Consider the following 12,972-nt stretch of genomic DNA (forward strand, 5'->3'; position numbering starts at 1 on the left):
GCTTGGTACATATCTAATAAATCTCCTTTCTAATTCAAATTCTTCATAAGGGATTACTTCTTTGAGTTGTACCCAAATATCATGTGGTTCTATATTATAGCTCCATTTCTCAAAATAGACTTTTTGGGGCTTTCTATTCAGGGTACAGAGCCACTCAAGGAGAAAATATATATCTTGCCTGAGAAGCTCTATCGCCTGTGGATAATACCGTCTTCCCTCTTTCTGTCGTTTTTCCCAGTGTCCAAACAGAATCAAGAGCTTTTCCATATCCTGTTCTAGCAATTCAGAATTACAATCCGTTACCTTTTGGATAAACTCTGAAAGTTCCTTATAGGTCGTTGAAGGGCGAGGGTCCTTCCATAGGGTCAAAATTGTTTTTGCCGTTCTATAAAAGGAGAGTCGTGTGAAAACATCCTTATACTCCTCTTCCCATTGCTGGCTCACGACGGCAAATCTCGATATCAAAATTTCTCGACCTGTCTCCCACGATAGGAATTTATCAATATGTTCATAGCCATCGAGAGCTTCTGCAAAAATATAGCTTTTCCAATAAGAAAAGTATGCTTCATATGGTCGGAAATAATCCCCATTAGGGTGCTCCTGTATCTTCAGAGTTCGAGGGACTTCTCCTGAAAATCGATCGACAAAATCGCTCTTCAGTTCTTCATCATAAGGATGCAAGAGAGATTCAAGCGACCAGTCACCCCGGGTAAGAATAGAAATACTATTGTAATCAGCAGGTATCAAGTTTTCTGGCGTTTCGGAGCCTCCTGTAAGCGGATAGTTCTCCCAACTTACAAAATATTCGGAAGGCAACTCTACAAATAGATCAGGAATTAGCGCACGCTTGACAATCATATCTGTGATTGAAAGGTCATAGGGTATCCGCTGGATTTCCAATCTGTCTTTAAGATAGCGACCAAAAAGCCCATTGCAGACCTTTGCAAAACTCCCGGTGGAGTGAGGCTTATCCCTGTAGAGACTCACGTTTAAGTAGCGGCTATATATGTCTATTCCATTACAATGGGAGTACATCCACATTGATTAATCTCCTGAATTTTTGGAGTGATGGACCTCAGAGAAAGCACTTGTCGTTGTAGAAATCTGGACGCGCGCTTAAGTAACTTGCTTGCAGGGGCATTTAGTCATCAGCGGTTTCGACCACAGCGACACCTTTGGGTTTGCCGCGCATCCGTGCGTAGGTTTCCGCCAGCAGATCGCGCAGTTCCTCGGCAATTTTTGGATGAGGATCGCCAGCGAGAGCTTTGCAAGCCAATTGCTCTGCTAAGCGTGGTTTATTGCAGTCCAAAGCCAGCCAACCAGCACTGCGGTGCAGTATCGAGTACGTCGGTTCCACAGGCTCGGTTATCTCATCAAGGGCCTTAAGCTCCAACTCCAGTGCCTGCTCAAACAACTCTGTCGCCCGTTTCTCATTACCCCGCCGTCGTTCTTGATCAGCGAAAAACGCTACTTCCATAGCTTTATTGTGGAATTTATCAAGAGCACCCATTTTGTCCTCAGAAAGCGGTCTCCCAAACTCTACAACGACCACGTAAATTTTCAATCTCTTCCAAAATAAAAATACTCCATACTTGCTCTTTCGGCAAGAACAAACTATACTTATGTGCAGTAATCTTTAGACGCTTCAAGTAACACACAGGAGAATTGCATGTCGCGCAGAAGTACTATCGAGTGGACCAACAGCACCTGGAACCCGGTCACCGGATGCACAAAAGTAAGTGCGGGTTGCGACCATTGCTATGCCGAACGGTTATCGGAGCGTTTCCGCGGCGTCAAGGGCAACCCTTTCGAAACGGGTTTTGATCTCACGCTTCGTCCCGAACGCCTTGAGGAACCCAAGCACTGGCGGCGTCCGCAACTCATTTTTGTCAATTCGATGAGCGATCTGTTTCATAAGGACATACCAACTCAGTACATCCATCGTGTATTTGATACAATGGAGCATGCGGATTGGCACATCTATCAAGTACTGACCAAGCGTAGTTCGCTGATGCGCGATTTTGTCCATCAACGCTATGGGAGCCTGTCCGCTCCGCCACATATCTGGCTCGGTGTCTCTATCGAAAATGCTGCTGCCATGACACGCCTGCGGCACTTAAAACAGACCAACGCCTCAACGCGCTTTGTTTCATTCGAACCGTTACTCGGCGCGCTTGGTTCGGTGGATCTTACAAATATTCATTGGGTAATCGCTGGGGGCGAGAGCGGACCGGGAGCGCGTCCGGTCAAGATAGAGTGGCTGCGTGAATTACGCGATCAATGTCAGGTGCAAAATGTCGCTTTCTTCTTTAAGCAGTGGGGAGGGCGCACACCCAAAGCCGGTGGCAACACGCTGGACGGGCGACAATGGCAGGAATATCCCGATATAAAACACAATCAAATGCTCGGCACTTCGTTACAAGTGGCTGGCACGCCACGCGAGGAGTGAAAGCGATATTGAAAGGCTTTCACATACAAAATTTTCGCTACTTAACCTGAAAAAACCGTGAATGGCACCCTTTTTTGTCCATCTATTCACTAAAATTTGGCAATATACCATGAATGATACCCATTTTAACCTGTCTATTCACTAAAATTTGACAATATACCGTGAATAGGGTATTCTAATGATATGGCAAGCAGACAACCGATAAAAAACCGCATTCAAGATCTGAAACGAGAGTACGATATCTTGCGTCAGGGTAAAGAATCGCTATTGTCGATGATTGACGAAGTAGAGATACCCGAGAGCGTGTACAACTCGAATGCGATTGAAAATTCCACCCTCACCCTCAATGAGACAGAGAAAATTCTGTTGGAGCAGATGCTATCTCGGAATGTATCTGTGCGGGAAGTCTTTGAAGCGAAAAACCTGGCTCGTGTCACAGAATATAAGCGCAACAGAGCCAAAGATAGCGAGCTGAACAAAGATCTGATCCTACTCTTGCATCAGATGCTTATTGGCGGCATTAACGATGACATTGCAGGGCGCTTTCGCCAGCACGGAGAATACGTGAGGGTGGGCACTCATATTGCGCCAGCACCCGAACATGTGGAACGAATGATGGATAATATCCTCGTCGAGTATTCCAGCGACCTCGACACCTACTTCCTGGATAAAATTGCCCGATTTCATCTGGATTTCGAGACCATCCATCCCTTTTGCGACGGCAATGGCCGCATGGGACGGGTCATTATAAATTTCCAACTCCTGCAACTCGGTCTGCCGCGTCTCATCATCCGCAACTCTGAGAAAGAAACGTACTATCGGGCATTCAGAGACTACGGAGATAACAGAACGACCAGGACGATGGAGGGAATTCTATCACTGGCTCTCACAGAGTCGCTGCACAAGCGACTGAGCTATTTGAAGGGAGAAGCAATCATCAAGCTATCGGATTATATCAGACAGAATGGGCTTTCGGCACCCGCTGTCACCAACGCCGCCCGCCGCCAGACCATTCCCGCTTTTCGCGAGAAGGGGGTGTGGAAGATCGGCCAGAAATTCATCTACTGATTCCACAATTGGCGCATCTCCGGCGGCAAAGAACCAGCGGCAAGTGCCTTCTTTAAAGGGCGGTGTTTTCTTCTCAGCGGTTTCCCATGAATATATTTTCACGGTGATATGCAAGAAAGTCCTCCCGTGGCTGAAACTTATCTGGCAACGCTATCGTTTTTCCATCATAACTTCTCAGAGCAGTCACAAAAAATTTATTTCTCACATTAAATACCTGTGGTGATACTCGAACAGTCATATTATGATTTATCGTGATCATTCCGCGATCAAACGCCTTGTCGTGAAGTATTGATAAGGCTAAGCCATTCCTTGGGTTGAGTCTATTCGTCCGATCATCACGCCACGGCACGATATGACTGGCTACCAAGAGTTCCGGAATGGCAAGTTCAGTGATACAGCATCTATACATATAAGCACTCAGCACCGATTTTCTAAAAAATTTCTGACCAATCCGTGTTTTGGTTGGCACAATCCTATCCTGACCAGTGTAATCCTGGTATTCAGATGCACTTTCATTTTCCGCAATGTACGACTCGCTACCTTGCAGAATAGAATTGATAGCTCCTTCTACCTCTGTTGCAAAATTATTGCAATCATTTTGCATTTCTTGCCACATTTCTCTATCCGCCTTAGATACACTCGATAACCCTATGCGACCAGTCGAAGTTATCTCTGGATCAAGGCTCGCTATATTCGATAATTTCATAGCCAGTGCAGACGGCGTTCTGCCAATAAGTTTAGAGAATTTAATGATTTCTGGATTTCCTGCATGGAACTGGCCAAATGGTATTTGATCGTACAGCCCAAATGCTACAAGCAACTCTTGTCGCGTCCATCTTCTATTTGACATAGCTATCTCTGTGACTTGCTTAATTCTACTTGAACAGTTTTATAAGCCAATCAACAAAGTCCTGGCAGAGAGGACCATCAACTTTCAAATCATGCGAGAGAATGGCTGAACCCATCTGCTTGGGATCTCTTCTGGCCGCCAGCCAGGCATAGAGCTTGGCTCTCAGCATCTTCTTCTCAGTAAATTTTCTATTATCTGTCGGAATCCCGTCAATGTATTGCTGAGACAAAGGCCATACAGGATCGCCGTCGGGAATCATTTTCACAACGAAATCCTCAAGTTCGCCACTTGACTCATTATCGGGCATCAGCCAGATACCGACGCGGGGCTTACCTTCAATAATTGTCCCGGCTGATTCAGGAAACTGTGGAAATTGAATTTTCGCCATTCGAAGTCTATATCCTACAGCGTCCCAACGTGACCTCAGATTATCATTTGCATCTACGAGAATACCAACGGCTTGCCGTCCCGAAACCTTGATTTCGACGTTAATGGACTCAAGCAGTTGCTCAACATTAACCCTATTTAGAATATCAATGGTCTGCCATTCAGAAGATTCGCTTTCTGGACTACGGAATTCAAGCCGGTCATCATCATCGTCCACAATTTGAAAATCTGGGTAACGATTGCAAAGGCGACGAACAACATGCTTATCGCTCTCCCCTTCGACTAAAAGGACGCGATTCGATGTATTTTGATTAGCCATAACCTATCTCACCTCAATGCTTTGTTCGCCCGCGATTCGGAGCTCTTCCTCGGAATATTCTACAACACGCATTTGTTCACCATCTCGCTCAAGGCGAACAAGAATTCCGTCCACTTCCTCTAAGCCCACTGCCGCTTGTGCAAAACCGACCACGCAATCCCAACTATGGGTTGTAGCGAAAACCTGCACATTGTTCTCGACGGCTGTCGTCATCACCATCTTCCAGAAATCGCGCTGTACGGAATGATGAATACCGTTTTCTGCTTCGTCGATAACCAGAAAACCATCCTGGCTATTGGCAAGTGCCAAAGCAACGCCGAACAAGCGCACCGCACCGTCACCAAGGCTTTTCAAAGAAACTGGACTTTCTTGCCCTTTAAACCCCACAATTGCTCGCCGACCAGAACGGCCAGAAGATCTTTCATCACCAATTACAACAACACGCTCTACTTCATTGCCATAAATCAGCCGCAGCGCGTGTATTGCCCGTGCTTCACCGTCTCTAAGGGCTACGCTATACCAGAATCGAGCTATATCATCATCGCTCAGCAAACTCGGCCCCACAGACACACATCTAATTTCAGATGGTCGTTCGGATTCGTCAGCCTGCGGTCTGCGATAGAGGGGGTGACGACGCATACTCGAGAAGAAAGGCATAGAAATCTCTGGCTTCGTACCCTGGAATCCAATTTTGATTAGGGGTACACCATTTTTCAAGCCCGGCTCAAACTCAATGCTAAGTTGCTGCGCCTCGCTATTCGGGCCTATGGATATGCGAGAATCTAATTTGGGATGCCGACCATTGAAGAGAGCCTCAAAATCGGGTATAGTCCTCTCATCGCCATCTTCATCAACAATAACAGTAAGCTCTTCCCTATTTCGCAATATGCTCCAGAGCACGGGGAGGTTACCTCGTGCAGCATAGATGCGAACAGCATCAAGCAAAGTGGTCTTGCCAACCCCGTTCTTTCCAGCAATCAGCGTCACACGCCCCAGCCGCGAGATCGAAAGGTCTTCAATTCCCTGAAAGCCTTTAATCGATAGGTTGGGAAGATGGAGTCCCTCGTTGGATAATTTTGCACACATGAGCTACTCTCCTCCGTTTGGTCACTGATTTTACTCAGGATGTTTAAAATATGTTAAACAAAAAAGGTCTTGTATTGATTAGATGACTACACACTCACGTCGGGACATTTGGCTCTGCCTTGGTCATAACCTCCAGCACAGCGGTTTTGCCCTCTCTATTCGCGGCGAGTGCGCGATGGATCGCGGGTGCGAGTTCGTCGGGCGTATCCACGCGCTCTGCTTGTGCGCCCAACCCCGCGCTCACCTGCGTGTAATTCCCGCTCAACTCATTGCTCCCAAAGCGATCTGAAGCATACGGCATATGCGAATCGTACTTCGTCATCACCCCATTATTGAGCACAACCGTAAAAATCGGAATATCTGCCCGAACAGCCGTCTCCAGATCCAGCCCCGCCATCCCAAACGCAGCATCGCCCATCAAATTGATCACCTGTTTTTCCGGCGCAGCCAACTTTGCGCCCACTGCCAACCCCAGACCATATCCGAGCTGCGTTGACTTGCCCCATCCCAGGTACCCGCGCGGCGTCACGGGCTTCCACGTCGGAACGAGTTGATCCCGCGGATAACCCGAATCGTGGGTAATAATCGTATTGCCCACATCGACCGCATTCTCCAACTCTCGAATCACGCGATACGGACTAATCGGAATCTCATCCGACGTAAAATGCGGCTCCCATAAATCGGCAAACTCCCGGGTCACAGCGGCGACCCGATCCTCGGCATCGTTCTCGCGCCCACCCTCGCCAACCTGTCGCTTGACCTCCTCAATCATCTGCCGCAACACCAGCTTCGCATCCCCCAGCGCGCCCACTGCAACCTCGAAGTCCTTACCCAGATCCTCGGCACAATTCGTCACCTGAGCCAGGGGAACCCCCTCTGGCATCGGCGTGGTAAATGTATTGCGCGTAAAACTCGTACCAATACCCAATCCAAAATCCATCGACGCCAAAAACCGCTTGACCATCAACGTATATGTGTGTCCGCCAGTACCCAGTGATAGCGGATGCGTCTCTGGAAAAGCACTCTTACCCGCAAGCGTCGTCATCACGGGAACACTGGCCAACTCGGCAAACTCGATCAGTTCCTCCGTCGCCTCGGCATACAACACTCCCTGCCCCGCAATAATAACCGGACGGTGAGCACTGAGAAGATCTGTAATCATATCGCGCACATCTTCAGACGCAGCGGCAGAGCGCCGGGCCTGAACCGGCGTATAAGCGACCTCCTCACCGGGATATTCGGCAGCCATCGCCTCCCTGTGCATCTCCAACAACACGGGACCCAAACGCCCGCTCTTCATCTGTACAACCGCGCGACGCATCATAACCGGAATATCCTCTACCGCGTATATTTGAGCCGCCCACTTCGTAATATGACGGTAATTCCGCACCGCTTCAAACGTGGGATGAATACCCTGACGCGACAGCGCTTCCCCACCGGGCAAATGCAACACGGGCACCGAATCCGCATAGGCCTGTGCCACGCCCCCAAACGCATTTTCCGCGCCGGGACCTTGCTGCATCGTAAAAACGCCAAACCTTTTTCCATTGGACACGCGACTAAAACCATCGGCCATATTGACACCCGCGCGCTCCTGACGACAAATAATAGGGGTAATCCCCACCTTCGCCGAGGCTTCGATCAGTGTCTGATGGGGAAATGCCACCAGAAATTCAACGCCTTCTGCCTTCAGCACACGCGCCATAACATCGTAACCAGTCATGAAATTCTCCGTTTTGTGTATTGTGAAAAATGGATAAATTGTTACCTTATGCAGGGTCGGAGCCAAAGATATTCTGATTGCACGAATAATACAATGGGATTTTGAGACGCCACATCATTTAATCTATCACTATGCACAACTTGCCAGCGGATACCTGTCCGCTTTGCAAAAGCCAGAACACAGCCCACTATCTCCGCGACACATTCAGAGAATATCTGATTTGTATGGATTGTTCTCTCGTCTTTGTGCCCGAAACTTTTCACCTATCAGAACAAGAGGAAAAACAGCGGTACGACCAGCACAGAAATAATCCAGAAGACCCAAAATACAGGGCATTTTTATCGCGAATTTGCAACCCCCTGAAAGCTCGCCTACCCAAACGCGCCCACGGCCTGGATTTCGGATGCGGTCCCGGACCGACATTATCCCTTATGTTTCAAGAATCCGGACATACCGTCGATATATACGACAAATTTTACGCCCACAACCCCGAAGTCTTCCAGCGCGAATACGATTTTATAACCGCAACAGAAGTCGTCGAACACCTGAAAATCCCCAACGTGAATTGCAAAAACTTTATCACCTTATAAAACCAGGCGGCATACTCGGCATCATGACCAAACTCGCAATCGACAAATCCGCATTTGAAAAATGGCATTACAAAAGAGACCCAACACACATCTGTTTTTTTTCAAAATCCACATTTGAATGGTTGGGAAACACCTATAAAACAGAAATCGAATTCATCGGAGCCGATGTGATCTTAATTCACAAAACAGGAAAAGGACACAGATGAAAAAATCATTAGACACAAAACTCGCCGACATACGCAGCAATCCCAACAGCGATGCATTTATCATCGCGTATGCCGCTGATCCCGACATGTCAAAAGGACTTGCAACACTCACAGATGCCACGCCATCTATACAAGCCTATTACGATGACCTTGTGGATATCACTGAACAAGCAAAAATCGACGTTTTACTGACCTCTGTCTCCACTATGGATGTCCTGGCACATGAGAAACGGCTTTTTGATACATCATCCGTAACACCTGCTGTACGCGCCAATGACACAACCGACCTGTGGGATGCAACAGGCGCAGAATACACCTCCCTTCCGTCTCGCCCCTTTGCCTCACCCACAATTGAAGAAGCGCAATACGGCACGCTATTGCCCCAACCTGACCAAAAACCAAATATCGACCTCGGCCTGTACTCCATCACATTCAACAACAACCTGGATACAGACTGGCTCTCACTGATGCAGTTCAAAGCCTTCAGAACAGAAGCCACACGCAAAGGATTTCGATACTTCCTCGAAGTCTTTAATCCCAATATAGCGGACTGCGGGTTGCGCGCAGAAGACATCCCCGCATACGTCAATGACCAGATCGCCCGGATGCTCGCCGGCATACCCCGGGCATCGCGACCCGAATTTCTAAAAATCGCCTACAACGGTCCAGAATCTATGGAAGCCCTCGTCAATTACGACTCCACAGTCGTCGTCGGCATTCTCGGCGGACCAACGAGCACCACTTACGATTCATTCAAACTCATATCTGAAGCCAAAAAACACGGCGCGCGCGTCGCCCTCTTTGGCCGCCGCATCAAAGGCGCTGAAAATCCCAGAGCATTTGTCGAAGTCTTGCGCGATATCGCAGATGGCCTTATCAGCCCGGAAGAAGGGGTCAAAATCTATCACAACACACTCAAAAAACTCGGCATTGCGCCATTGAGAAATTTCGAAGACGACATGGTGCTCTTCACACCGGGACTGGTATAATCACAAGGAAAAATAACATGCGCGTCACGCGGCTACTCGATGCACCCATCATCACCCCGGAATTGCACCCGAGTATCGGACACAACATCCAGGGACCCTCGCTAATCCGCGTACCCGACTGGGTGCCCGAACCCCTCGGATCGTATTACCTGTATTTTGCCGACCACAAAGGAAGCTACATCCGCCTCGCATACACAGATAACCTGCGCGGACCCTGGAAAATACATCCACCGGGAACCCTGCAACTCGCCGACTCGCATTTTCCCACACAGCCACTCACCGCATCAGAAAAAGACATAGCACAAATCAAAACACTCTGGCATGCGGAAAAAGGCCCTCAAAAATTATCCCACGATCTGGTGACAGAAGCCACCACACCGCATATCGCATCGCCAGATGTACACGTCAGCCACACCGATCAAACCATTGTCATGTACTATCACGGCCTCGAAAAACTCGCACATCAAATCAGCCGCGTCGCCACATCTGCCGATGGAATCAACTTCACAGCGCGCCCAGAAACCTTTGCCAAAAGCTATCTCAGAATTTTTCGACACGCGGGTTATGTCTATGGCATGGCAATGCCGGGCCAATTTTATCGGTCAACTGACGGATTCTCACACTTTGAAGAAGGCCCATTGCTATTCAACAAAAACATGCGCCACGCAGCTCTGTTAAAGCGAGAAAATACCTTATATATATTCTGGACACAGGTAGGAGACGTACCCGAAAGCATATTACTCAGCACCATTGACATATCGGCTGACTGGCAAAACTGGCGCGAAACAGAAAGCGTAGAAATCCTGTGCCCAGAACATCCATGGGAAGGTGCAGATGCACCTCTGGAACCCTCTATTCGCAGCGTGGCTTATGGACACGTCAACCAGTTGCGCGACCCCGCAATCTTTGAAGAAAATGGCCACATCTATTTGCTATATGCCGTCGCAGGAGAAAGCGGCATAGCCATCGCCGAAGTAGAACTATAAATCACATCACCAATCTCTTTCATAGAGGCGAACATGTCGAGTTTACCTCCCAATAGTGACCCCGATAAACTCCTGGAATACTCTGTCGTCTATACAGACCGCGCACTCAACCACATGTCGCAATCCTTCCAGAGCATCATGCGAGATATCTCCACCACACTCAAAAAAGTGTATTGCGCCAGCGCGGTCATTGTCGTACCCGGCAGTGGCACATTCGGCATGGAAGCCGTAGCGCGACAATTTGCCACAGACAAAAAATGCCTGGTCATTCGCAATGGATGGTTCAGCTATCGCTGGACCCAAATCTTCGAAATGGGCGACATCCCATCCCAATCCATAGTCCTTAAAGCGCGGCGCACAGGCGAAGACAAACACGCCCCATTTGCACCTCCGCCCATCGAAGAGGTCACAGAGACAATCGCATCGGAAAAACCGGACTTTGTCTTCGCGCCACACGTCGAAACCGCATCCGGGATCATTCTGCCCGACGACTACATCTGTTCCGTAGCAGATGCCATACACGCTGCTGGCGGCCTGCTAATATTGGACTGCATCGCCTCGGGAACAATCTGGGTCGATATGAAAGCCAGCGGTGTCGATATCCTGATCAGCGCCCCACAAAAAGGCTGGAGTGCCGCTGCGTGTTGTGGCCTCGTCATGCTCTCTTCCTCTGCACTGGAAAAAATTGAATCCACAACCAGCACCAGTTTTACCTGCGACCTGCACAAATGGCTTCAAATTATGGAAGCTTACGAAGGTGGCGGCCATGCGTATCACGCAACCATGCCTACGGATGCCCTCACAGTTTTTCGCAACACAATGAAAGAAACCGAAAATTACGGCTTTGAAAAAATTTGCGCGCAACAACGCGAACTCGGCGACAAAGTGCGGGCACTCTTAAACAGCAAAGGCATAAAAAGCGTAGCCGCAGAGGGATTCCAGGCACCGGGCGTGGTGGTCAGCTACACCGAAGACCCCGACATACACACCGGAAAAAAATTTATGGACGCGGGCCTTCAAATCGCCGCTGGCGTACCCTTGCAATGCGACGAACCAGAGGATTTTCAAACCTTTCGCCTGGGCCTATTCGGCCTGGACAAACTCCAGAACATCGACCGCACCGTCCAAAAACTCGACGACGCCCTCTCGCAAATGCGAATAGACGAATAGACGAACCCCGCCCAACCACCCAAAACCTCTGGATTGCGGCTAAAACCATGCCGCAATGACGGCTTTCATGTACATTACCTGTTTCATTGATTCGTTGATTCGTTGATTCGTCACTGCGTTCATCGGTGGTTGCATTTTGAAAAGGAGAAATATCATGTACGTAGGCACACAGTACTTCGGCACATCAAAAATAGAAATGGAATTTCTATCTCGCCATGGCGTCACCCATTTTGACGCCACAGTCGATGGCATGGATGCCGACACCCTCACGCGGCACAGAGAAGAAGCAGCCGCTTACGGAGTCGAACTCGAAATGATTCACGTCCCCCCAATGGACAGCATCCCCATGGCAAAAGACCCGCAACGCGACAAAGACATCGACCTGTTCTGTCAATACATCGAAAACGCGCATAAAGCCGGACTGCGAGGTCTAAACTACAACTTCTGCGTCTTGCGCGCACCTTCCGGCGGCCTTGTACAGCGCACCGGGCGCAGGCCGGGTCGCGGCGGAACAACGTACAGCTCTTTTGTCCTCTCCGAATACGACAACGACACCCTCACCGACATCGGTCGCGTGAGCCGAGAAGAAGCTTTTGAACGGGCCGCGTACTTTCTCGAACGCATCATACCCGTAGCAGAAGAATACAAAATACAGATGGCGTGCCACCTCAACGACCCGCCAGCACCTGTGCTAAACGGCGTAGAAAAATGGAATTATCCCGTATTTGAAGGCCTGAAGCGATTCAGCGAACTGGTTGACAGCCCCTATCACGGATTCAATTTCTGCTGTGGCGTAGCCGCTGAAGGACTGGAAAACCCGGCCGGAGAACTCCCGCCCATCGTCAAATATTTCGCAGAAAGAAAAAAAATCTTCAACATACACTTCAGAAACATCCGCGGAGGCCTGCACGACTTTTGCGAAACCTGGCCAGATGAAGGCGACGTCAACATGTACGAAATCGTAAAAGCCTTACACCAGGCAGGCTATCCCTACATGCTCATGCCCGACCACGCCCCCCGCCATCCCGACGACACAGCTCCCGAAGGCGTCTCCAGCCGCGTAACCCAGGCGTGGGCATTCCAATTTGGATACATCATCGCATTGATCCAGGCAGTCGAAAACGAAAGCAAATAGAAACAGGAGAATAC

11 protein-coding genes and 2 pseudogenes are annotated in these 12,972 nt (G+C 49.1%); 7 read left to right on the forward strand and 6 right to left on the reverse strand.

The window, feature by feature from the left end:
- Together F4Y39_14095 and F4Y39_14100 are read right to left on the reverse strand one after the other, a co-directional pair.
- Positions 1–1,041 (reverse strand): hypothetical protein (locus tag F4Y39_14095; GenBank protein MYC14856.1); only part of this gene is annotated, 1,041 nt, incomplete at its 3' end.
- A gap of 100 nt (positions 1,042–1,141) precedes the next feature.
- Positions 1,142–1,564, reverse strand: a complete 423-nt coding sequence (locus F4Y39_14100) for a hypothetical protein (protein MYC14857.1) — start codon at positions 1,562–1,564, stop codon at positions 1,142–1,144.
- A 105-nt stretch (positions 1,565–1,669) separates the two neighbouring features.
- Here F4Y39_14100 and F4Y39_14105 point away from each other — a divergent pair, with 105 nt between their 5' ends.
- Both F4Y39_14105 and F4Y39_14110 read left to right on the forward strand, forming a co-directional pair.
- Complete coding sequence (locus F4Y39_14105) at positions 1,670–2,449, forward strand: phage Gp37/Gp68 family protein (protein MYC14858.1); 780 nt, start codon at positions 1,670–1,672, stop codon at positions 2,447–2,449.
- A gap of 183 nt (positions 2,450–2,632) precedes the next feature.
- Entirely contained in the window at positions 2,633–3,517 is an 885-nt protein-coding gene (locus tag F4Y39_14110) for a Fic family protein (protein ID MYC14859.1), read from the forward strand.
- 73 nt (positions 3,518–3,590) lie between these two features.
- Here the strand turns inward: F4Y39_14110 and F4Y39_14115 are convergent, their stop codons facing one another.
- The 4 genes from F4Y39_14115 to F4Y39_14130 form a co-directional block, all read right to left on the reverse strand.
- On the reverse strand, positions 3,591–4,367 hold the full coding sequence (locus tag F4Y39_14115; protein MYC14860.1) for an HNH endonuclease: 777 nt from the start codon (positions 4,365–4,367) through the stop codon (positions 3,591–3,593).
- A 25-nt stretch (positions 4,368–4,392) separates the two neighbouring features.
- Complete coding sequence (locus F4Y39_14120) at positions 4,393–5,073, reverse strand: hypothetical protein (GenBank protein MYC14861.1); 681 nt, start codon at positions 5,071–5,073, stop codon at positions 4,393–4,395.
- A gap of 3 nt (positions 5,074–5,076) precedes the next feature.
- Positions 5,077–6,159, reverse strand: coding sequence for an AAA family ATPase (locus F4Y39_14125; GenBank protein ID MYC14862.1), 1,083 nt, complete (start codon positions 6,157–6,159; stop codon positions 5,077–5,079).
- Positions 6,160–6,253: 94 nt separating this feature from the next.
- On the reverse strand, positions 6,254–7,882 hold the full coding sequence (locus F4Y39_14130) for a thiamine pyrophosphate-requiring protein (protein MYC14863.1): 1,629 nt from the start codon (positions 7,880–7,882) through the stop codon (positions 6,254–6,256).
- A gap of 131 nt (positions 7,883–8,013) precedes the next feature.
- Here F4Y39_14130 and F4Y39_14135 point away from each other — a divergent pair.
- The 5 genes and pseudogenes from F4Y39_14135 to F4Y39_14155 all read left to right on the forward strand — a co-directional run bounded on the left by F4Y39_14135 (position 8,014) and on the right by F4Y39_14155 (position 12,958).
- Positions 8,014–8,678 (forward strand): annotated as a pseudogene (locus F4Y39_14135) (class I SAM-dependent methyltransferase).
- Positions 8,675–9,667 (forward strand): hypothetical protein, encoded by a 993-nt coding sequence (locus tag F4Y39_14140; protein MYC14864.1) that lies wholly within the window; start codon positions 8,675–8,677, stop codon positions 9,665–9,667. Before F4Y39_14135 ends, F4Y39_14140 begins: the two are co-directional and overlap by 4 nt.
- Positions 9,668–9,729: 62 nt before the next feature.
- Positions 9,730–9,915: pseudogene (locus tag F4Y39_14145) on the forward strand (hypothetical protein).
- A 771-nt stretch (positions 9,916–10,686) separates the two neighbouring features.
- A complete protein-coding gene (locus F4Y39_14150; GenBank protein MYC14865.1) occupies positions 10,687–11,823 on the forward strand; it encodes an alanine--glyoxylate aminotransferase family protein in 1,137 nt (378 codons plus the stop codon).
- Between the two features lie 154 nt (positions 11,824–11,977).
- Entirely contained in the window at positions 11,978–12,958 is a 981-nt protein-coding gene (locus F4Y39_14155) for a TIM barrel protein (GenBank protein ID MYC14866.1), read from the forward strand.
- Positions 12,959–12,972 lie beyond the last annotated feature (14 nt).

The sequence above is a fragment of the Gemmatimonadota bacterium genome (genome assembly GCA_009838845.1).
Classification (GTDB): Bacteria; Latescibacterota; UBA2968; order UBA2968; family UBA2968; genus VXRD01.